This is a genomic window from Devosia sp. 63-57 (assembly GCF_001899045.1).
Classification (GTDB): Bacteria; Pseudomonadota; Alphaproteobacteria; order Rhizobiales; family Devosiaceae; genus Devosia; species Devosia equisanguinis.
This window is the reverse complement of the sequence record NZ_MKUY01000005.1, coordinates 747,876-768,811: the sequence shown is the minus strand read 5'-3', so window position 1 is coordinate 768,811 and position 20,936 is coordinate 747,876. Positions and strand designations below refer to the sequence as shown.

18 protein-coding genes are annotated in these 20,936 nt (G+C 62.8%); 12 read left to right on the top strand and 6 right to left on the bottom strand.

The window, feature by feature from the left end; genetic code table 11:
* The first annotated feature begins 2 nt into the window (after positions 1–2).
* Entirely contained in the window at positions 3–1,070 is a 1,068-nt protein-coding gene (locus tag BGO80_RS12000; protein ID WP_286721654.1) for an ABC transporter ATP-binding protein, read from the top strand.
* 60 nt (positions 1,071–1,130) lie between these two features.
* Positions 1,131–2,135, top strand: a complete 1,005-nt coding sequence (locus BGO80_RS11995) for a YeiH family protein (RefSeq protein ID WP_286721653.1) — start codon at positions 1,131–1,133, stop codon at positions 2,133–2,135.
* A gap of 67 nt (positions 2,136–2,202) precedes the next feature.
* Here BGO80_RS11995 and BGO80_RS11990 read toward each other — a convergent pair whose 3' ends face one another.
* From BGO80_RS11990 to BGO80_RS11965, 6 genes are read right to left on the bottom strand one after another with little or no spacing between them, the layout of a single operon-like run.
* The gene (locus tag BGO80_RS11990) at positions 2,203–3,153 is read right to left on the bottom strand and encodes an ABC transporter permease (protein ID WP_126148850.1); all 951 of its coding nucleotides are present in this window, start codon (positions 3,151–3,153) and stop codon (positions 2,203–2,205) included.
* Positions 3,150–4,247, bottom strand: a complete 1,098-nt coding sequence (locus tag BGO80_RS11985; RefSeq protein WP_286721652.1) for an ABC transporter permease — start codon at positions 4,245–4,247, stop codon at positions 3,150–3,152. The genes BGO80_RS11990 and BGO80_RS11985 overlap by 4 nt, the downstream gene beginning before the upstream one ends.
* Entirely contained in the window at positions 4,244–5,788 is a 1,545-nt protein-coding gene (locus BGO80_RS11980; RefSeq protein ID WP_286721651.1) for an ABC transporter ATP-binding protein, read from the bottom strand. Before BGO80_RS11980 ends, BGO80_RS11985 begins: the two co-directional genes overlap by 4 nt.
* Positions 5,789–5,845: 57 nt before the next feature.
* Positions 5,846–6,895, bottom strand: coding sequence for a BMP family lipoprotein (locus tag BGO80_RS11975; RefSeq protein WP_126148848.1), 1,050 nt, complete (start codon positions 6,893–6,895; stop codon positions 5,846–5,848).
* Between the two features lie 23 nt (positions 6,896–6,918).
* A complete protein-coding gene (locus BGO80_RS11970; protein ID WP_286721650.1) occupies positions 6,919–7,884 on the bottom strand; it encodes a nucleoside hydrolase in 966 nt (321 codons plus the stop codon).
* Positions 7,881–9,224, bottom strand: coding sequence for an amidohydrolase family protein (locus tag BGO80_RS11965; RefSeq protein ID WP_286721649.1), 1,344 nt, complete (start codon positions 9,222–9,224; stop codon positions 7,881–7,883). The genes BGO80_RS11970 and BGO80_RS11965 overlap by 4 nt, the downstream gene beginning before the upstream one ends.
* 135 nt (positions 9,225–9,359) lie before the next feature.
* Between BGO80_RS11965 and BGO80_RS11960 the strand changes: the two genes are divergently transcribed.
* The 10 genes from BGO80_RS11960 (at position 9,360) to BGO80_RS11915 (ending at position 20,928) form a co-directional block, all read left to right on the top strand.
* Positions 9,360–10,319, top strand: a complete 960-nt coding sequence (locus BGO80_RS11960; RefSeq protein ID WP_286721648.1) for a hypothetical protein — start codon at positions 9,360–9,362, stop codon at positions 10,317–10,319.
* Positions 10,316–11,080 carry a creatininase family protein gene (locus tag BGO80_RS11955; RefSeq protein ID WP_286721647.1) on the top strand — a complete coding sequence of 255 codons (765 nt, stop codon included), beginning with the start codon at positions 10,316–10,318 and terminating at the stop codon, positions 11,078–11,080. The genes BGO80_RS11960 and BGO80_RS11955 overlap by 4 nt, the downstream gene beginning before the upstream one ends.
* Positions 11,064–12,077 (top strand): LacI family DNA-binding transcriptional regulator, encoded by a 1,014-nt coding sequence (locus tag BGO80_RS11950; protein ID WP_286721646.1) that lies wholly within the window; start codon positions 11,064–11,066, stop codon positions 12,075–12,077. Before BGO80_RS11955 ends, BGO80_RS11950 begins: the two co-directional genes overlap by 17 nt.
* Before the next feature lie 2 nt (positions 12,078–12,079).
* Positions 12,080–13,939 carry an adenine deaminase gene (locus BGO80_RS11945; RefSeq protein ID WP_286723014.1) on the top strand — a complete coding sequence of 620 codons (1,860 nt, stop codon included), beginning with the start codon at positions 12,080–12,082 and terminating at the stop codon, positions 13,937–13,939.
* Between the two features lie 76 nt (positions 13,940–14,015).
* Positions 14,016–14,768, top strand: coding sequence for a glutamine amidotransferase (locus tag BGO80_RS11940; RefSeq protein ID WP_286721645.1), 753 nt, complete (start codon positions 14,016–14,018; stop codon positions 14,766–14,768).
* Positions 14,769–14,778: 10 nt separating this feature from the next.
* Entirely contained in the window at positions 14,779–16,641 is a 1,863-nt protein-coding gene (locus BGO80_RS11935) for an adenine deaminase (protein ID WP_286721644.1), read from the top strand.
* Entirely contained in the window at positions 16,641–18,035 is a 1,395-nt protein-coding gene (gene guaD / locus BGO80_RS11930; protein ID WP_286721643.1) for a guanine deaminase, read from the top strand. The genes BGO80_RS11935 and guaD overlap by 1 nt, the downstream gene beginning before the upstream one ends.
* A gap of 175 nt (positions 18,036–18,210) precedes the next feature.
* Positions 18,211–19,248 carry an ABC transporter substrate-binding protein gene (locus BGO80_RS11925; RefSeq protein WP_286721642.1) on the top strand — a complete coding sequence of 346 codons (1,038 nt, stop codon included), beginning with the start codon at positions 18,211–18,213 and terminating at the stop codon, positions 19,246–19,248.
* Between the two features lie 67 nt (positions 19,249–19,315).
* The gene (locus BGO80_RS11920; RefSeq protein WP_126148839.1) at positions 19,316–20,140 is read left to right on the top strand and encodes an ABC transporter permease; all 825 of its coding nucleotides are present in this window, start codon (positions 19,316–19,318) and stop codon (positions 20,138–20,140) included.
* A complete protein-coding gene (locus tag BGO80_RS11915) occupies positions 20,137–20,928 on the top strand; it encodes an ABC transporter permease (RefSeq protein ID WP_286723012.1) in 792 nt (263 codons plus the stop codon). The genes BGO80_RS11920 and BGO80_RS11915 overlap by 4 nt, the downstream gene beginning before the upstream one ends.
* The last annotated feature ends 8 nt before the right edge of the window (positions 20,929–20,936 follow it).

Below are 20,936 nucleotides of genomic sequence, written 5' to 3'. Positions count from 1 at the left end.
CAATGGCGCAAATTCAACTGGCCGGCATCTCCAAGAGCTTCGACAAGACCGAGGTGATCAGAAAGACCGAGCTCGAGATCGAGGATGGCAGCTTCTGCGTCTTTGTGGGACCCTCGGGCTGTGGCAAGTCCACGCTGCTGCGCATCATAGCGGGGCTGGAGACGGCAAGTGCGGGAGAAGTGCGGATCGACCGCAAAGCGGTCAACGATGTCGATCCGTCCGACCGCGGCATTGCCATGGTTTTCCAGTCCTATGCGCTCTATCCGCATATGAATGTGCGTGAAAATATGGGCTTCGGGCTGCGCATGGGCGGCACGCCCAAGGCCGAGATTGCCGCCCGCGTCACTCGGGCAGCGGAGATTCTGCAGATCACCCAATTGCTTGACCGCAGGCCGGCGCAACTTTCAGGCGGACAGCGCCAGCGCGTTGCCATCGGCCGCGCCATCGTTCGCGACCCCAAGGTATTCCTGTTCGACGAGCCGCTCTCCAATCTTGATGCCGAATTGCGGGTTCAGATGCGCGTGGAAATCTCCAAGCTGCACAAGAGCCTGGGCACGACCATGATCTATGTGACCCACGACCAGACGGAAGCCATGACCATGGCCGACAAGATCGTGGTCATGCGCGCTGGCGTCATCGAACAGGCCGGTGCCCCGCTTGAACTCTACACCAATCCCGACAATGCCTTCGTCGCCGGATTTCTCGGCTCGCCCCGCATGAATTTCTTCAAGGCGCGGATGGCGGCGGATGGCGAAAATGTTGCTACGCTGCCCGATGGGCAAAAGGTGCCACTGCCGGCTCTGGCCAACCCGCCGCAGCCCCGCGAAGAGCTATTGCTCGGCGTTCGCCCCGAGCACATGGACAGCGCCAGGGCCGATGCACGCCTGACGCTGCCCGTGGACGTCATCGAGCACCTGGGGACCACAAGTTTCGTTTACGCAACAGGGCCGGCAGGGGAAACCGTGGTGGTGGAGAAGCGTGATCACGCTGACGCAACCTCGCATGTACACTGCATGATTGAGGTCACCAATATGCGCGTCTTTGCGCTAAACGGGGCCAGACTTCGCTAGGCGGCAGACTACGGGCGTAGGGTCGCCAAGGAACCACCCGAAGTGACCTCGGAGCCACGATTGTTCCGCATCAACGTCATCGCTCCGCTTCTGCCCGGGCTGGGGCTGGCGGGCGTCGTCGCCCTGCTGGCCGGAGCGCTCGGGTTCGCACAGAGCCACGTTTTCGGCACGACCGGCCTCGACGCGCTGATCCTGGCCATGCTTCTGGGCATGGGGGCGCGCGCCATCTGCGAACTGCCCAGAGCGATGCAGCCTGGAATACGCTTCGCCAGCAAAACGGTTCTGGAGGCAGCAATTGTGCTGCTCGGAGCCTCCATCGGCGCGGCGGAAATCGTCACGCTGGGTGGCTGGACCATCGTGGCCATTCTGGCGCTGGTTGTTGCCTCACTTGGCCTCAGCTACGCCCTTTCGCGCTGTCTCGGCCTCGACCGACAATTGTCCGCGCTCATCGCCTGCGGCAATGCGATCTGCGGATCATCAGCAATTCTCGCCTGCGCCCCGGTGGTGGGCGCCACCGAACGGCAGATGGCCAGCGCCATTGCCTTTACCTCGGCCCTGGGGGCGCTGCTGGTGCTGCTCCTACCCATGGCCGCCATCCAACTGGACCTGGATGACAGGCGCTACGGCATCATCGCCGGCATGAGTGTCTATGCTGTGCCGCAGGTGCTGGCTGCAACGGCCCCCATCAGTGTCCTTAGCGCTCAGCTCGGCACCCTGGTCAAGCTGACGCGCGTGCTGATGCTAGCCCCGGTATTGCTGATCATCGCGGTACTGAGTGGCGGTGCCGGCAGGGTGAGGCCCCCGATCCGGCAGGTCGTGCCCTGGTTCGTCGCGGGCTTTCTTCTCCTGATCATGCTGCGCCTTTTTGGCCTTTTTCCGGTTTTCCTGCTTGAGCCCAGCTGGCAACTCTCCCGCCTCCTGACCCTGATCGCCATGGCAGCACTCGGACTGTCGGTGGATATAGGCGAACTGCTTGCTGGCAGTGGACGGGTCCTGGCCGCCGGCCTTGGCTCGCTGATCCTGCTGGTCACCTTGGCGTTTGCGCTATCGGCCTTTCTCACCTGAGCGCCTGGCCTCCATCGCCCTTGGCGGCGGCGCCAAGGGGGCGATGGACCCGGGAGAGGACTTTTCTTCAGGCCTTGATGGCGGCACGCAGCTGGCGAGCGCGCTGGGCGCGGTAGCTGAACAGGATCAATGCCAGGACCGTGACGACGAAGGGAATGGTCTGGATCATCTCCCCCGGAATCCAGTTGAAAAGATTGGGCATGACCACCGCCAGGGCCTCGAAGACGCCGAACAAGAGCGCAGCGAGCATGGCCCCGACCGGATGGCGTGCGCCGAGCAGCACTGCGCCCAGCGCGATGAAACCACGGCCCGCCGTCATGTCGCGGGTAAAGCCGATATAGTTGAACATGGCGAGTTGGGCGCCGCCAATGCCGGCAAGCGCGCCCGAGGCGACCAGACTCCAGGCCCGGACCTTGCCTACAGGAATGCCAGCTGCAGCCGGCGCTGCCGGATATTCGCCAACGCCCCGGAGCCACAGCCCCCACGGGGTCCGGTAGAGGAAATACCACACCGCAAAAACCATTAGGACGCCCAGCCAGGACAGGATGGAATGGCCCGACAACAGGCTCCTAAGCGTAGGACCAACGACCGGAATTGCATCGAGGAAACCGAGATTGACCGCCGGCACGGCCTTGGACTGCAAATTGATCGAGGTGCCCTTGTCGCCGCCCGTCGCCCGGGACAGGGCGAAGACAGTGCCCCCGGTGGCGAGAATGTTGACGGCAAAGCCGACCAGGATGATGTCGGCCTTCAATCGCAGGTGGAACAGCGCCATCAGCGCGCCGAGCATGCCGCCGGCAGCGATCCCGGAGAGGACCGCGACATACCAAGGCGCATAGACCGAGACGATCACGGCGGTGAGTGCGGCGATCAGCATCATGCCTTCGAGCGCCACGTTGAGTGCGCCGGAGAGATCGGCGATGAGCCCGCCCAAAGTGGCGAACAACAGGGGCGTCGTGGTGCGGACCACCGTGACGAAGAAGGTGGCCGAAAAGATCGTGATCAGCAGGTCGATCATTTGGCAATCTCCGCTGTAGCGGCTGCAGGTGAGGGTCGTCCAAAGAGGCGAGCCAGCACTTTCCTTCCGGGCAGGCTGAAGGAGGAAGCAACGAGAAGAATTATGATGGCCTGAACCACCGAGATCATTTCGCTGGGCACATCGGTGCGCAGACCCATGAGTTGCGCGCCCTGGCGCAGATAGCCATAGCCCAGCGCCACGAAGGGCACGGCGAGCGGCCGGCTGCGGGCGACAATGGCGATGAGGATACCCTCGAAGGCAAGATTGCCGTCGAAATTCTGCGCCAGATTACCAAAGGCGCGCCCTTGCACGAAGACAGCGCCGAGCAGACCTCCGAAGGCGCCGGCCACGCTCATGGCAGAGACCATGATGAAGCTGGACCGAATGCCGGCATATTCGGCGAATTTTGGATTGTCGCCGACGAGGCGCAGCTTCAGGCCCCAATTGGTGCGGTAGAGCAGGAACCAGACCACGAAGGTCGCCACAAGCGCGATGACGATACCCAGATCGAAGCGGGTACCGGGCAGGATGGCGGGGAAGATCGCGGTGTCGGGGAATTTGGCGGTCATCAATTGCCCGGTGCCAGCCGGCGCGAGGTGAGCGCGGATGAGGTAATTGACCACCAGGATAGCGATGTAATTGAGCATGAGCGAGGAGACGATCTCGCTGGCGCCGAACCGGGCCTTGGCATAGCCCGGAATGAAACCATAGACGGCGCCTGCGGCCATGGCGGCGAGCATTGCAAGTGGAATGGCTAACCCCGTCGTGCCGATGGGGGACATGGCAACGAGCGCGGCAAACAGCCCACCCATATAGACCTGGCCCTGCACGCCCATGGAAAACTGCCGCGCCTGGAAGACGAGGCTGAAGGCCAGGCCGGTCAGCGTCAGCTTGGCGACATCGTCAATCCAGTTGCCGATGGTGCGGTTGGACGAAAGCGGCGCAGTGAGCAGCGTGTTGAAGGCGGCGGCTGGATCGCTCGAGGTGGCCAGAATGACAACAAGCGCTACGCCAAGGGCAATGACCAGAGCGGTGAGCGCGCGGCCGGTTTCGCGCCCGATGGCCTGCCAGCGTCGTGATGACATCATGCTCATTGCAGCGCCGCCCACATGGTTTCAGGTTCCTGGCGATCGAGGCCGAGCATGTAAGTGCCCAGCGTTTCGGGAGTAAGCGTATCGCTGTTGTGAAAGGCGGCGACGATCTTGCCCCGATAGAACACCACCAGCCTGTCCGACAAGGCGAGCAGTTCAGACAGGTCCGCCGAGCTCAGCAGAACCGCCGCGCCGCCATCACGGGCCTGGGTAAGCGATTTCCAGATGAATTGAGTGGCCCCCAGATCGACGCCTCGCGTCGGCTGGTTGACCAAGAGCAGCTTTGGTTGCTCGGCCAGTTCGCGCGCCACCACCACCTTCTGCATATTGCCGCCCGAGAGCGTGCCCACGGCAGAGCCGGGACCGCCGGCGCGAATGGAAAAGCGCTCGATGAGTGCCAGGGCATTGGCCTTGATGGCCTTGAGATCGAGCAGTCCACGGCGCACGAAGCGCTTGTCGCCCAGCCGCGTGGCGACGAGATTTTCGGCAATGGACGAGCCACTTGCCAGCCCGCGCACCAACCGGTCCTCGGGGATGCTGGCCAGCCCAAGGGCGCGCCGTTCCAGCACGCCCAGTGATGTCAAGCTCGTGCCATTGAGATAGACCACGCCATCGGAGATCTCGCGCAATCCGGCGACGGCTTCGAGCAATTCGGCCTGCCCATTGCCCTCGACGCCGACCAGGCCGAGAATTTCTCCGGCATAGACCTTAAGGTTGAGGTCATGGGCAATCGTTGCGCCGGCGTCGTTGACGATCTTGAGCGCCTTGATCTCGCAGCTGAGATCCGCCCTGCCCTTGGCGCGGTCGACGCGTAGCGTGACTTCGCGCCCCACCATCATGGTGGCAAGGCTTTCTTCGGTGACCGAGCGGGTTTCCACCTGCCCCACGCTCTTGCCGCCCCGCATGACGGTGATGCGGTCCGAAATCTCGAGCACTTCGGGCAGCTTGTGGGCGATGAAAATGACGGTGCGGCCCTGCGCCACCAAGGCACGGACGGCGACGAACAGTTCCTCCACCTCCTGCGGCGCCAGAACGGCGGTGGGTTCATCGAGGATAAGGATGCGCGCGTCCCGGTAGAGCGCCTTGAGGATTTCCACCCGTTGCTGCTGGCCGACAGGGAGTTGGCCGACAGGCGGAAGGGGATCGACGAAGAGGCGGAACTTTTCCGAGAGCGCGCGCACCTTTTCGATCGCCTGTTCGCGGTCGAACCTTATGCCATCGCGCGGCTCGGAACCAAGCACGACGTTTTCATAGACGGTGAAGGAGGGCACAAGCGAGAAATGCTGGAACACCATGCCAATGCCGTTGTCGATGGCCTCGCGCGGATTGGCGAATGAGACCGGCTTGCCGTCGAGCCGCAACTCGCCCTTGTCGGGCTGCTCGATGCCGAAAAGAATCTTCATGAGCGTGGACTTGCCCGCGCCATTTTCACCCACCAAGGCATGCACCTCGCCGGCATTGATGGTGAGATTGACCCCGTCATTGGCGACCGTGCCGCCTGGATAGGTCTTGCCGATGGAAATGGCTTCGAGCAGCGCTGCCATGGTCGTCCTCGTGGAAACAAAGCGGCCCCCGCCGAAAAGGCGGGAGCCGCAAAGGCATTACTTCATGCCGGTATCGACAACGATCTCGCCGGAAATGATCTTGGCTTCCTGTTCGTCCACTTCGGCGCGAACATCGGCGGGGACCAGCTTTTCGTAATAGCTGTTCTTGGCAATGCCCACTGCACCGTCGGCGAGGCCGAGGATGAGATTGGTGCCATAGGGCGCGGTGCCATCGAGGGTCTGGACCAACGCGGTATAAAGCGATTCACCGACCTTCTTTTCCACCGAGGTGAAGATCACGTCGGCCTGGGCCGGATCGGTGGGGGCAAAGATTTCGGCCTGGTCGCTGTCGACGCCCACGGCAAGCTTGCCCTCGTCGCGTGCTGCCTGCAGCGCGCCGATGCCGGTGCCGCCAGCAATGGGGAAGACGATGTCGACACCCTGGGCGAACTGGGCCAGCGCCAGCTCCTTGCCCTTTGCGGGATCGGTGAAGCTGCCGGCCACCGCACGGGTCACCTGAACATCGGGATTGGCCGCCTTGGCGCCCTGTTCGAAGCCGAGAGCGAATTCCACCACGGTGGTGCCTTCGACACCGAGGATTTCACCGAGCTTGCCGGTCTTGCTGATCTTGGCCGCCGCGTAACCGGCGAGATAGCCTGCGGTGGAGACGCGGTAGTTGATGGCCAGAATATTGGGGAATGCGCCGCCGGTGAAATCGGGAGCGTCATCGAAAATGATGAACTTGGTCTCGGGATATTCCGGCGCCAGGGCCTGCATGAAGCCGTTCATTTCCCAAGTGCCGCCGATGACGACGTCATAACCCTGATCGGTGGCGTCGGCCAAAGCCGGCTCCCAGCGGCCACGATCCAGGCCTGCCTCGATAATGGTGACATCGACCGGCAGCTCGGCTTCGGCCTTGGCAAGACCGGCCGCGGCGCTGTCGAAAAAGCTCTTGTCGCCCAGATTGCCGTGAACGACGAGCGCCACCTTGAGCGGATTTTCCTTGGTATATTCCTGCGCGAAGACAGCGCCGGCCGAGACCGAGGCCATGAGCCCGGCGACGGCGAGGCCCGTAAAGGCACGGCGCGTAAGTTTAAACGAGGTCATTGACGGAGCTCCTGTTGGCTTTGTCATTGTGTGGCGGCGGGGCGGAAGGCGATGGATGCCCGGTAGAGCGCGACGAGCTGGTCGAGCCGGGCTTCCTCGATCAAGGTCACCATCGGTGTTCCGAGGCGGCCTGAAGGATCAACCACCGTCATGCCGCGGGTGATGCCGGGCGCCAGGGCCACATCGACCGAGGCTCGGGTGGATTTGGTGACGATGTCGGGGGCAATGACCGCTGCAGCGGCGAGCGGATCGACGAAGCGGAAATTGTCGCCCCCGCCATAACCGGCAATGGTCTGGCGCGCATGGGCGGCGAGCGCCAGCGAGAAATCCTTCTCCAGCCCGTCGGACACATCGGCGAACAGGGTATCGACCTCGGCTCCGGTCATATTGTGGGTAACGCAGGGCTCCCACGGGGCAATGACGATGTCGAGCGGGGCGGTGAAGACGATCTGCGCCGCCTCCGGATCGGCATAAACGTTGAACTCGGCGGCAGGCGTGGTATTGCCGCGCCCATAGATCGTGCCGCCCATGATAGTGAGCTGGCCGATGCCCGCGACGATGGCCGGTTCGAGACGCAAAGCCAGCGCCAGATTGGTGAAGGGGCCGATCATCAGGATATCGACCTTTTCGCCGGCCGAGGCGGCGGCAAGAAAGGTGTCGATGAGAAAGGCGACCGCATTATCGCTCGCCGTCTGCGGAATAGTTTCGGGACGCGGCGCGCCGCCCAGGCCATCCTCGCCGTGAATATATTTGGCGTCGATGACAGGCTGATTGAGCGGACGTGCAGCACCCTTGTGCACCGGCACATCGGGCCGGCCGCCGACGGCGAGAACGGTCAGCAGATTGCGGGTGGCCGCATCAAGACCGACATTGCCGAAGACCGTAGTAATGGCATCAGGCGTGCGGCCGGCGGCGATCAGCATGAGAAGTGCCTGGGCATCATCGACGCCGCCGTCACTGTCGAGAATAAGCTTACGTGTCATAGTCATGCTGCCTTTCGCGCGGCTTCAACCCGCGCCCAGAAATCGGTGTAGGTGGCCGAATATTCCCGCCTGATGTCGCTGAAGGCGCGACGGGTGAGACTGCGGTCAGCCACAAGATGTTCGCCCGCCACCCAGACATGTCGCACATCGCGGCCGCTGCCTGAATAGACAAGCAGCGTTTCCACATCTGGTGTTTCCGAATAGCCGGGACCGGAAATGTCGATGGCAATGATGTCGGCCGCCTTGCCCTTTTCGAGCGAGCCGATTTCGTTCTCAAGGCCCAGCGCCCTGGCGCCTTCGATGGTGGCCATGCGGACCAGTTCGGCGCTGGAAATGGGCTGCGCCCTGCCCTCGCGGTGCGACGCGACGAGACCGGCGACGCGCATTTCATTGATCATGTCATAGCCATTATTGGCGGCGACATTGTCGGTGCCTAGCGCAACGGTGACACCGGCTGCCTTCAGATCGACGACAGGGCAGATGCCTTCGCGGCCCGAGCGGAGGCCGGCAGTCGCGTTGTGGGAAATGGAGGCGTGCGGGGCGCGGGCGAAAACAGCGATATCTTCGGGACTGAGGTCGAGGCAGTGCGCGGCGTGAATGCGGCCATTGAAGAAGCCCAGCTTTTCGAGCGCAACGGCAGCGGTCGTGCCGTAGCGGCGCTGGGTTTCCTCATTGTCTTCCGGGCCGCAGGCCATGTGCAGGTGAAGGCCGACGCCGAATTCATTGGCGACAGCAACCTCGGCCAGAAGCAGGTCCTCAGAATTGTCAACATAGGGCGCGTGCGGGCCGAACCAGGGGACCACTCGGCCATCGGCTGAACGCTGCTGACGAAGGAAGTTGGTGGCGAGAGCCAGTTCTTCCTCGCCGCGCGCCTTGTCGCGGAGTTGGACGATGCCATAGGCAATGACGGCACGAATGCCGGCCGCCTTCACCGCCTCTGCAACTTCCTCGGCGAAGAAATATTGGTCGCAGAAGGTCGTTGTGCCCGACAGCGCCATTTCGGCGCAGGAAAGCGCCACGGCCGGGCCGATATCGGAGGCAATAAGCGACAGCTCCGGCTCGCGGATCGAGTTGTACCAGCCTTCCATAGTCAGAAGGCTCTGGCCTTCCGAGCGACCGCGAAAAAGCACCATGGCCGAATGGGTATGGGCATTGACCAGACCCGGCATGACGACATGGCCAGGAAGCGAAAAGACTTCGTCATAGTCGCTGCGATCCGGGCAGGTATCCATCGGGCCGACGCCCGCAATCCGCCCTTCAGACATGGCGACCCAACCCGGCGCGAACATGGTGTTTTCGGCATCCACCGTCAGGACGATGGCATCGCGAAGAAGTGCAGAACTCATTTGACCTATCGCTAGTAAAGCGCTTTACATGGCGATCTAACGCCACTTTTGCGGAGCTTGTCAAATGCAATCAGCTGGTGACTGCACATATAGTGGCCTCCATGAATTTCTGCCCACAAAGACAGCAGAAAGCCGATGAGCTCCAATCCTTTCATCGCCGATTCCGCTGTTCCGCAACGGCTGGCCAGCCTTGGCATGGAGCGCGCGTCTGCTGTGCGCCAGGCTGCCGAGGAGATGTTGACCGAGGGTCGCTCGCGCCTCGTGGACAAGCATGGCGGCGTGCTGCAGGCGGCAGACGCAAGGGCGTTGATTGATCGCTTCGATCTGGCTTCGACCCGCGATCTTATGCTGCTCTTGCTCGATACGGCACAGGCTTTCGCCCGGCCGCTGATTTCCGATTTTCATGTGGGGGCGGTCGGTCTCGAGAGCGAGACGGGCAATCTCATTCTGGGCGGCAATGTGGAATTTCCCGGGACCCATCTCGGCAACACGCTGCATGGGGAGGGATTCGTTTTTACCCGGGCCATGAACAGGGGCCAGAATATTACGGTGATCGCCATCGGTGAGGCGCATCCCTGCGCCCATTGCCGGCAATGTCTGGCAGAATATGCCCAGAGTGACGCGCTGGAACTGATCGATCCGCTGGGCCATACGCTGACCCTGGCGCAGCTTTATCCCTGGCCGTTCGACCCGGCCTATCTGGGTGAGCGCGGTGCGGTGCCGGGGCGGGTTTTGTGGCCCGACCTGGCCTTCGACACCAGCACAGACCATCCCGCGGCCGATCTTTTGCTGGAAGCGGGGCGCCGGAGCCACAGCCCCTATAGCAAATGCCCCGGCGCCATGGTGCTGATGCTTGAGGATGGCGCAGCAGTGACGGGCGCAGCCATCGAAAGCGTGGCCTTCAACCCCACGATCTCGCCGCTTCAGGCCGCCTTGGTGGACCTCATCGCCCACGGTTATGCCTATGCCCAGATCAAGGGCGCGATGCTGGGCACGGTCCGCAAGGGCCCGGTCGATTACGGCCGTTCGAGCGCCGAATTGCTTGCGGCCATCGCGCCACAGGCAGAGCTGACGACATTGGGATGGACGCCATGAGCGCCATGGACCTGTCCCGCACCTCTTGGCCAGATATTGCCGCACAGGTGAAACGCGGGACGCTGGCCGTTCTGGCGCTGGGCGCCTGTGAACAGCATGGCGCCCATCTGCCTGTGACGACCGACACCGACATGGCCCACGGCACGGCGCGGCGGTTGGCCGAGGCACTCGGGGCGCTACTGCTGCCGCCCATCGCTTATGGCGACGCGTTCACCGCCAGTTCCTATCCCGGGACCATCTCGATCTCACCGCGGACCTTGCAGGCATTGATCGAAGATATCGGGCACGACCTCAAACGCACCGGCATACTGGGCCTGGTGCTGGTCAATGGACATTTCGGTAATCGGGAGCCAATGGTGCTGGCGGCCCGCACGCTTGCAGTCTCAGGACTGCCGGTGTGCCACCTCGATTATCCCGGGCTCGAACGGCTTGCCGGCGATATCTGCGACAGTGAACCGGCAGCACCGCATTTCTATCATGCCGACGAGGTGGAAACGGCGATCATGCTTGCCGTCTCACCCGAAGGGGTCGACATGGCACGGGCAGAGCCCTCCTACCCGCAATTTCCGGTGGGGTTCGGCACCGAGCCGATGCAATTGCGCGACTTCAACCCCTCCGGCGTCTTCGGCGACCCGCGCCCCGCCACCGCCGCAAAGGGTGAGGCGCTGCTCAGAGGCATTGTCGCGGAAAGCCTCATAATCATCGCGGCATGGTGCAAGCGACACTCCATAACGGGAGGCGCCCGTGGCCAATCTCAGTGACGTCGCCGCCGAGGCGGGTGTCTCGCCAGCCGCGGTATCGCGCTATCTCAACAACAGGATTGAGCTGCCGCAGGCCACTAAGGACCGGATCGACGCGGCCATCGCCAAGCTCGACTACCGCCCCAATCTGATGGCGCGGCGGCTCTCCACCGGCAAGGCGGAAGCCATCAGCCTCGTTACACCCGATATCGCGAATCCGTTCTTTGCCGAACTTGCCGCCGCCGTGGAGCGGGAGGCGCATGAGCGGGGCTACGCCGTCTATATTTCCTCCACCAGCAGCGGGGCGGGCAATGAGGCCGACGCGATCCGCCGCATGGCCGACGGCCATGTCGACGGCTTGATCATGATGACCAACCGCGTCGATGACGGCACCTTGGCATCCCTCTTGGAGAACCGCGACAATGTGGTCCTGCTCGACGAGGACATTGCCGGGGCAAACCTGCCGCGTGTTTTCGTCGAAAACGCCGAGGGAGCCTATCGCGCCACGCGGCACCTGATCGAAAATGGACATCGCGACATCGCCCTGATCGGCGGTCCCAACCGGTTGATGAGCGTGGGTGAGCGGCTCGAGGGCTTTTCACGCGCAATGGCGGAAGCGGGGCTGCCCGTGCCGCCTGGCTGGGTCATGCTGGGCGACTATACCAGCGCCTATGGCCAGGCCGCAGCTTCTGTGCTGCTCGATGGCCCGGCACGGCCCAGCGCCATTCTTGCCTGCTCCGACTATATCGCCGTTGGGGTGATGAAGGCGGTAAGAGCGCGCGATCTCATCATTCCGCGCGATCTCAGCCTGGTCGGCTTCGACGACATGGCCTTTGCCGAACTGGTCGATCCGCCCCTGACAACCGTACGTCAGCCCTTGGGCGACATGGGCCGGCTGGCCGTTCGGCACCTGCTGGCTTTGCTCGAGGGTGGCGAGGCTCCCGCTGAAACGCGCCTGCCCGTCCAGCTCATCTCCCGCCAATCGGTGGCACACCCAGCCACAAAGGACATTCTGTGACCATGATAGAGGACGACCTCATCATCTCCGCCCATGACGAAGTCGCCATCCGTCAGCGCTTGCTGCTGGTGGCCATGGGCCGCGAGCCGGCCGATCTCGCGATCGAAGTGGGACGCTTGCTCGCGGTTCATGCCAATCACTGGATGGAAAACCAGGAGATCGTCATTTCCGGCCGCCGCATCGCCTATGTGGGGCCGCTGGGCTCCTATCGCGGCACGGTGGCAAAACGGGTCAGCTATCCGCAACTTTCGGCAGTGCCGGGCTTCGGCGAAGTGCACAAGCATATCGAATCCACCCATTTGACCCCGGAGTATGAGGCGGCGCTGGTTCTGCCGCGCGGCAATACCTGGACCTGCGAGGCCAGCCACGAATTCGCCAATGTGGACGGCACCCGAAACACCGAATTCTGGCAAAAGGCGCGCTTGGCCGGTTCACCTCTCAAGATCTTCATTCAGCCCGGATCGGCGGTGCCGCCAAGCGCCTGGGAGGAGAGCGGCGGCTATTACGGCTATGACGAGCAGAAGCAATTTCTGCGCGACGATTTGTCGGTGACCGGGCTCGACGAAGTCATGGACTGGCCATCGGTCTGGGATCCGGACAATCCCGGTTACGCCAGAATGTGGGGCATGATCCGGGCCACTTTTGAAATGCGCGGCGTGGTCGAAGGGCATGGCTCGGGGCTGGTCGACCCGCACGATATCTCCGCCTTTGCGGCGGCAGGTCTGAGCTCGGACCATGAAGTGTGGGCGCTGGACGAAGCCTGGGACCGGCTGATGCGTGGCCTGTTCACCGAACTGCGCCCCTTTTCCTACGATGCGATCATTCCCGGGCTCATCGCCCGCGGTCTCAAGGACTGGTCCAATATCGCCTTTACGACCGACGACCGCAGCGCCAGCGATACGCTGCGCGACGGCGCCACCGACCATAATGTGCGCCATGCCATCCATCATGGCCTATCGCCCGAGATCGCCATCCAATGCGCCACCATCAATCCAGCGCGCCATATGCGGATCGACCAATGGGTCGGCTCGATCACCCCGGGCCGCTATGCCGATATCGTGCTATTGGACGATGTCGCGAGCATCTCCATTGCCCATGTCTATGCCGATGGCCGGCTAGTCTCCAAAGGCAAGGCCTTCACCGCGCCAATCCCAGCAATAGACTGGCCCGACTGGGCCACTCGCACCATGAATATAGGCCGCGTACTCAGCGCCGACGACTTCGCCATCAGGGCCGAGCCCGGGCGGGAAACGATGAACGCCGCCGTGCTGCGCCCCTTCCACTGGAACGAGGATTTTCTCACCCTGCAATTGCCGGTGGTCGATGGCCTCGTTCAGCGCGATCCGGCGCAGATGATCACCAAATGGTCGCTGGTGGACCGCTATCGCGGCGATGGCGCGGTTTCGGCCATGTTCTGGACCGGCTGCGGACCAGCAGATCCGGACACCGCGCTCGCCTGCTCGGTTGCCCATGACAGTCACAATGTCTGGTGTATTGGCTCGTCCGACGCGGCCATGGCCAAGGCGGTCAACCGGCTCCAGGAGATGAACGGCGGCTGGGTGCTCGTACATCATGGCGAGGTCGTCGCCCATATCCATCTCGAGGTCGCGGGCCTGATGACGGCGCGAAGGGCTGAAGCGCTTGACGCTGAGGCCCAGGCATTCCTGGCCAGAGCCGCCGAGGTCACCTGGATGTACCAGCCCGCTGCGATGAACCGCTGGAAGCCCGGCTTCCCCGAATTCCTGATCTTTGCCACCCTCACCTGTTCGCCCTGGCGCTGGGTGCTGGTGGCCCCCTCCGAACGGGCGCCGAACGGCTTCGTCAACGTGCAGACCGGAGAGACACACAAGGTGGTCTGGTAATGCATGGCAGTCAGGACCGTCTGGCCCATCTCATCTCACGCCGCTCCTCGGCGTTTTGCTCCCCCAAGGATAATCCATGACCAAACGCATTCTCATCGCCGGCGAATCCTGGACGGTACATTCCATTCACCAGAAGGGTTTCGACAGCTTTACGACCACAGAATATGCCGAAGGGGTGCGCTGGCTGCGGGCGGCCCTTGAAGACGGCGGCTGGGACGTGACCTATCAGCCCGCCCATGTCGCGGCGCGCGACTTTCCGTTCACGCCCGAGGAGCTGGCCGCCTATGATTGCGTGATCCTTTCGGATATCGGCGCCAACACGCTGCTGTTGCATCCAGACACGTTCAGCCGTTCCAAGATGCTACCCAACCGGCTTGCCGCCATTCGTGACTATGTGGCCAAGGGCGGAGGCTTCATCATGGTGGGTGGCTATCTCACCTTCCAGGGCATCGACGCCAAGGGGCAATATGCCGGCTCGCCCGCCGAGGAGGCGCTGCCGGTGACGCTGATGCGCGCCGATGACCGGGTGGAAGCCCCACAGGGCGTGGTGCCAAAAATCAGCAAGGACCACCCCATCGTCGCCGGGCTGGATTCCGAATGGCCGGCCCTGCTCGGTTACAATCGGCTGAGCGCCAAGCCTGGCGCCGATGTCATTGCCATGGCGGGCGACGACCCGCTGCTGGTGGCGGGTCGGTTCGGCCAGGGCCGCGCGGTGGCGTTTGCTTCCGATTGCGGTCCCCATTGGGCACCGCCGCCTTTTGTGGATTGGTCTGGATATGGTCCACTCTGGACGCAAATGGCCGACTGGGCCGGCGGCCGAATCGGATAGGACCACCACCATGGTACCCGACGATCTCATCATCTCCGCCAGCGACGAAGTCGCCATCCGAAAGCATCTGGCCCTTGTGGCCCTCGGCAAGAAACCGGCCGATCGCGCCATCCGCGTCGGTCGCCTGCTCGACACCTATGGGCGCAATTGGCACGAGGATCAGGAGATCGTCATTTCCGGCCGCCGCATCGCCTGGGTGGGGCCGGCGGGCGCCTATCCCGGCACAGTGGGTGAGCGGATCGACCGTTCACACCTTTCGGCCGTGCCAGGCTTCGGTGAAGTGCACAAGCATATCGAATCGAGCCACCTGACGTCCGAATGGGAAGCGGCGCTGGTGATCCCTCACGGCTGCACCTGGACCTGCGAGGCCAGCCACGAATTTTCCAATGTCGAGGGGCCGCGCAATCTCGAATTCTGGATGACGGCACGGCGGGCAGGCTCGCTGGCCAAGATATTCCCCCTGCCCGGCTCCGCGGTGCCGCCCACCGCCTATGAATGGGGCGGCGGGCATTATGGGTTTGCTGAACAGGACGGGTTCCTGCGCGATCATCTCGCCGTGGCCGGTCTCGACGAGGTGATGGACTGGCCGGCGGTGTGGAATCCCGACAATCCCTCGCATGAGCGGCTCTGGGGCATGATCGAGGCGACCTTTGCCAACCGCGGCGTGGTGGAAGGGCATGCCGCGGGCATGCGCGCGACAGACGATATCAACGCCTTTGCCGGCGCCGGCATGGCCTCGGACCATGAGGCATGGACCAGTCAGGAGGTGGCCGACAAATTGCGGCGCGGGCTGTTCATGGAATTGCGGCCGCATTCCCTCAAGGACATCGTCACCGGGCTTCTTGCCGCCGGGCATGGTGACTGGTCCAATTTTGCGCTCTGCACCGATGATCGCAGTGCCTCCGACACGCTCAAGCTCGGCGCCACCGACCATAATGTACGCCTGGCCATGGATGCAGGCTTGCCGCTCGAAATTGCGGTGCAGATGGTGACCATCAATCCGGCGCGCCATATGCGGTTGACGCCTTGGGTCGGGGCCATCGCGCCGGGCCGTTATGCCGATCTGGTGCTGCTGGACGACGAGGCGCGGCTTGGCATTGCCGAGGTCTGGGCCGATGGGCGCCAGGCGTCGGGCGGTCGGGAATACATCGCGCCGGTGCCGCAGATCGCCTGGCCCGACTGGGCAACCAAAACCGTCAATATTGCCCGTCGCCTCACCGGCGCTGACTTTGCCATTGCAGCGCCCCAGAGTGCGGCAGAGGAGGCCAATGCCGCCCTACTGCGTCCTTTCCACTGGGACGACACCTTCATAACGACGAGCCTGGCTGTGGTGGATGGCGAGGTTCAGCGCGATGCCAGCCGCAACATCACGAAATTCGCCATTGTCGACCGCTTTTCCGGCGAGGGCAAAACCGCAAAAATGTTCTGGCTGGGGACGGGCCCGAAAACGCCGGACACAGCCCTCGCCTGCTCCATGGGGCATGACAAACACAATATCTGGGTCGTGGGTTCGTCGGACGAGGCCATGGCGCTGGCCGTCAACACGCTTAACGACATCCAGGGCGGCTGGGCGCTGGTCCGCGACGGCAAGGTGCTGGCCACCGTGCGCTACGAGGTCGGCGGGCTGATGACCTGTCGCCCCGCGCCCGAACTGGACGCAGAAATGACGGAGCTCTACCGCCAGGGCGAAACCATCGAGTGGATGTATGAGCCCACTTTTTCGCCGCGCTGGTGGCCTGGTTTTCCCGAACGGCTGGCTTTTGCCACGCTGACCTGCGCCCCCTGGCGCTGGGTGCTGGTGGCACCTTCCCCGTTGGCGCCCGATGGGTTCGTCAATGTACAGACCGGCGAGACCCATAAGGTCGTCTGGTAATGCGCCAAGGTTCCCAAGGCATTGTCGGCTCCTTCTTTCATGCCCCGCAGCAGGGGCAGTTGGAGGTATTGGACGATGTGCTGATCGTGGTTGGGGACGATGGCATCATCGCTGCCGTGCTCAGCCCGGATCATCCGGATCGCATGCGCGAAGAGATCCGCCTTTCCGACCGGCTGCACCGCCTGCCGCCATACCAATTCGGCTTGCCGGGGCTGGTGGACCTGCATGTCCACGCTCCGCAATATCCCCAGCTCGGATTGGCGCTCGACGAACCCCTCGAAGTCTGGCTCGGCAAATACACCTTCCCGCTGGAAGCCAAATATGCCGACCTCGACTTTGCGCGCCGCCGTTACGAGGTTTTGGTCGACGACCTCATCGCCAATGGCACGACAACAGCGCTCTATTTTGCGACGCAGGACCGCGAGGCCAGCAAACTCCTCGCCGATATCTGCATCGATAAGGGCCAGCGCGCTTTGGTCGGCAAGGTGGTGATGGACGACCCGGCCGCTTGCCCGGACGATTATCGCGACATGTCAGCCGAAGAAGCCGTCGCCGATACGCGCGACGTCATCGCGCATATCCGCAATCACCCACGCAATCGCTCGGGACGCGTGCTGCCCGTGATCACGCCGCGCTTCATCCCCTCTTGCACCGACGCGGCGCTCGCAGGACTTGGTGCACTGGCAGCGGAATGCGTTTGCCACGTCCAGACCCATTGCTCGGAAAGCGACTGGGCGCATCATCACGTTCTGGACCGGTTCGGCATCACCGATGCGGCGGCGCTCGACGGTTTCGGGCTCCTGACGCGCAAGACGATCCTAGCCCATTCGAATTTTCTGACCGACGCCGATATGGATCGTCTGGTGGCGCAAGGGTCGGGCGTGGCCCATTGCGCATTGTCCAATATCTACTTTGCCAATTCGGTGTTCCCGCTGCGGCACGCGTTGGAAAAAGGCGTGCATGTCGGTCTGGGCACCGACATTTCCGGCGGACCTTCGGCCTCGATGTTCAGCGCATGTCTTACCAGCGTGCAATCCTCGCGCCTGCTCGAAGATGGGGTGGACCCGGCCCGTCCGGCGCCGGAGCGTGGCCGGGCCAATTCGGCCATCGATCTGGTCACCGCCTTTCACCTGGCAACAGCAGGCGGCGGCGTGGCGCTCGACCTGCCGATCGGGGTTCTGGCGCCCGGCTACCACTTCGATGCCATGGCAGTGGACACCAGCGCCGAGGACGGCGCCATCCGCCTCTTTGGCGGTGAAAGCCCGGGGGATATCTTCCAAAAAATCATCTATGGCGCCACGCGCGCCAATATAGCCAATGTGTGGATCGATGGCGTTCCGGTTCGCGTCCGGCCGACCGCCGCGGCTACAGTTGAGCCCTTACCTGCAACCTGAACGAACGGAGTCGAGCCAGCAGCGACCTTGTCCTTCAGATTCAGGCGGTAAAGCCTTCTATTGCCCGCATTATGAGCTTGCACCCATATCGCCCGAAAAATAGGCTCCCCTGTCAGGGAGACCATCAACAACAATTCCGTTGCGCACCCAGCAGCGGTTCAAGGGAATGCCCGAAATGACACCATTTGCTAAGACCGCACTGGCACTCGGCCTGGCCGCTGCCACGGCTTTCGCTACCCCCGCCTTCGCGCAGGGCAAGACGCTGACCATCTCCTGGTGGGGCTTCAACGGAGAAAAGCTCGAATCGATCATTCTCGCCCCCTTCCGCGAGAAGTGTGGCTGCGAGATCGTGTTCGAGACCGGCAATAACGGCGAACGCCTGAACAAGATCCAGATCCGCAACGGCGCCGGCGTCGACGTCGCCTATTTCTCCGACAGCTTCTCCCAGCAGGGGATCGATCTGGGCCTGTTCCAGAAGCTCGACCGCTCCAAGCTGCCGAATGTGGAGGGCCTCTACGATCTGGCCAAGGACCCGCAGGGCGGCTATGGGCCGGCCTATTCCATCGGTCGCGTCGGCGTCGTCTATGACGCGGACAAGATCAGCGCACCCATCACCTCCTGGGACGATCTGTGGCGCGAAGACCTCGCCGCCTCCCTGTCGCTGCCGGGGATCACCACCACGGCTGGCCCCATGGTCGTGCTCAAGGCCGGCACCCATGAAGGCGTCGATGCCTTCGAGGACGCCGATGCTGCCTTTACGGGCATCGAGGCGCTGAAGTCCAACGTGGTCAAGAACTACAATACCGGCTCGGAGATGATTAACCTGTTCTCGACCGGCGAAATCACCGCCGCAGTGGCGCAGGACTTCACGCTCGGCCAGATCAAGGCTGCGGTTCCCAGCGTCGTCTGGGCCGATCTCAAGGAAGGCTCCATCGCCACGCTCAACACGGTGAACATCCCGGTGGGCGCAGCGGAACCCGAGCTGGCCTATGAGTTCATCAACTTCATCCTATCGCCTGAAATTCAGCAAAAGCTGGCCGAAGACGGCGTTGATGCGCCGGTATCCACCGCTGTCGAGCTGACCCCGGAACAGGCTGCGCTCTGGACCTATGGCGCCGACGTGATTGCTGGCCTGCAGCGTCTCGACTACGCCAAGCTCAATGCCGCCAAGGGCGGTTGGGTGGATCGCTGGAACGAGATCTTCGGCATGTAATCGCCTTTGCCGCGCGGGTTCGTATCCGCGCGGCATTCCATCTGCACTCGAATAAAAGCCTGGCAGAATGAAACGTTTTTCCGGATGGACGCTGGCCTCGCCAGCCACGCTGCTGATCCTTTTGGGCCTCATCGCCCCGGTGGCAGCCACCATCTACACCACTTTCGGGACGCCAGGCGGGCCGCTGGCCCCCTATCAGGCCTTCTTTGCCAGCGGCTTCCGCCGCACCGTCCTGCTGCGCACCATCAATGTGTCGCTGATCGTCACAGCGATTGCGCTGGTGATCGGTTTCATCACTGCCTATGTGGTGTCGCGCTCCCCCGGCTGGCTCAAGTCCATCCTCATCATCGCCGCCGTCTTCCCCCTGCTGACCGGCGTTGTGGTCCGTTCCTTTGCCTGGCTGATCATCCTCGGCAAGAATGGCATCCTCAATTCTACGCTGATCAATCTGGGGCTGATCAGCGAGCCCTTCGCCATGCTCTACACCCAGGGCGCGGTGATCGTGGCCATGGTCTATCTGTTCGTGCCACTGATGATCCTGACGCTGGTCGGCGTGCTCGAAGCCATTCCCGACGACCTCATCCAGGCCTCGGCCTCGCTCGGCGCCAAACCGTCCGCGACCTTCACCCAGGTCATCCTGCCGCTGGCAGTCCCCGGACTGATCGTGGGCGCCGTTCTGGTCTTTACCGGCAGCTTCACTTCCTACGCGACCCCGCAATTGCTCGGCGGTGAACAGGTCATGATGATGGGTACGCTGATGTATCAGCAGGCCATGGTGACCTTCGACTGGGTGAGCGCCTCGACCATCGCCGCCATCATGGTTGTCATCACCATCGCCATCGTGCTGGTCATGACCCGCATTGCCCGCCGTCTCAACCCAATGGCCGTCTGATGCCGACAAAGATCCATCCCGCCCTGATCGGCTTCACCGTCCTCGTATTCCTGTTTCTGGTAGGGCCGCTGGTCATCGTCTTCGGCGCAGCCATCAGCGACACCACCTATCTGACCTTTCCGCCGCAGGGCATCAGCTTCCGCTGGTTTGAAAACATCTTTGCCATCGATGCCTTCCGGCGCACCATCCTCACCAGCCTGCAGGTGGCGTTCATCGCCACTTTCCTGGCCCTGTTGATCGGCATTCCGGCTGCCTATGCCCTCAACCGCCACCGGGTACAATTGCCGGCCTGGCTCTCGACCCTGTTCGTATTGCCGGTACTGGTGCCCGAACTGGTGCTGGGCTTTTCGCTGCTGAAAAACCTTGCCTTCCAATTCAACGCGCCGATCTATCTGTCGCTGGTCATCGGGCATACGATCCTTATCCTGCCCTATGTCATCCGGGTGATCTCCGCCTCGCTGGCCTCCTTCGATTTCTCCATCGAAGAAGCCGCCATCAGCCTTGGCTCGCCGCCGCTCAAGACCTTTTTCACCGTGCTGTTGCCCAATGTGCGCTCAGGCGTGATCGCGGCCTTCATCCTGGCCTTCATCACCGTGATCAACGACGTCTCGATCTCGATCTTCCTGACCGGGCCGGGCCTGTCCACCCTGCCAATCCAACTCCTGGCGCATATGGAGCAATTCTTCGATCCCACCGTGGCCTCGGTTTCGGTGCTGCTCATGGTCCTGACCGTCGCGGTCATGGCCATTGTCGAGCGCACCCTGGGCCTCACCTTCCTTGCCAAATAGAGTTCGCC

Coding starts and splice junctions, on each gene's coding strand:
- BGO80_RS12000 (WP_286721654.1), top strand. CDS start 3: ATGGCGCAAATTCAACTGGCCGGCATCTCCAAGAGCTTCGACAAGACC.
- BGO80_RS11990 (WP_126148850.1), bottom strand. CDS start 3,153: ATGATCGACCTGCTGATCACGATCTTTTCGGCCACCTTCTTCGTCACG.
- BGO80_RS11985 (WP_286721652.1), bottom strand. CDS start 4,247: ATGAGCATGATGTCATCACGACGCTGGCAGGCCATCGGGCGCGAAACC.
- BGO80_RS11980 (WP_286721651.1), bottom strand. CDS start 5,788: ATGGCAGCGCTGCTCGAAGCCATTTCCATCGGCAAGACCTATCCAGGC.
- BGO80_RS11975 (WP_126148848.1), bottom strand. CDS start 6,895: ATGACCTCGTTTAAACTTACGCGCCGTGCCTTTACGGGCCTCGCCGTC.
- BGO80_RS11970 (WP_286721650.1), bottom strand. CDS start 7,884: ATGACTATGACACGTAAGCTTATTCTCGACAGTGACGGCGGCGTCGAT.
- BGO80_RS11965 (WP_286721649.1), bottom strand. CDS start 9,224: ATGAGTTCTGCACTTCTTCGCGATGCCATCGTCCTGACGGTGGATGCC.
- BGO80_RS11960 (WP_286721648.1), top strand. CDS start 9,360: ATGAGCTCCAATCCTTTCATCGCCGATTCCGCTGTTCCGCAACGGCTG.
- BGO80_RS11955 (WP_286721647.1), top strand. CDS start 10,316: ATGAGCGCCATGGACCTGTCCCGCACCTCTTGGCCAGATATTGCCGCA.
- BGO80_RS11945 (WP_286723014.1), top strand. CDS start 12,080: ATGATAGAGGACGACCTCATCATCTCCGCCCATGACGAAGTCGCCATC.
- BGO80_RS11940 (WP_286721645.1), top strand. CDS start 14,016: ATGACCAAACGCATTCTCATCGCCGGCGAATCCTGGACGGTACATTCC.
- BGO80_RS11935 (WP_286721644.1), top strand. CDS start 14,779: ATGGTACCCGACGATCTCATCATCTCCGCCAGCGACGAAGTCGCCATC.
- guaD (WP_286721643.1), top strand. CDS start 16,641: ATGCGCCAAGGTTCCCAAGGCATTGTCGGCTCCTTCTTTCATGCCCCG.
- BGO80_RS11925 (WP_286721642.1), top strand. CDS start 18,211: ATGACACCATTTGCTAAGACCGCACTGGCACTCGGCCTGGCCGCTGCC.
- BGO80_RS11920 (WP_126148839.1), top strand. CDS start 19,316: ATGAAACGTTTTTCCGGATGGACGCTGGCCTCGCCAGCCACGCTGCTG.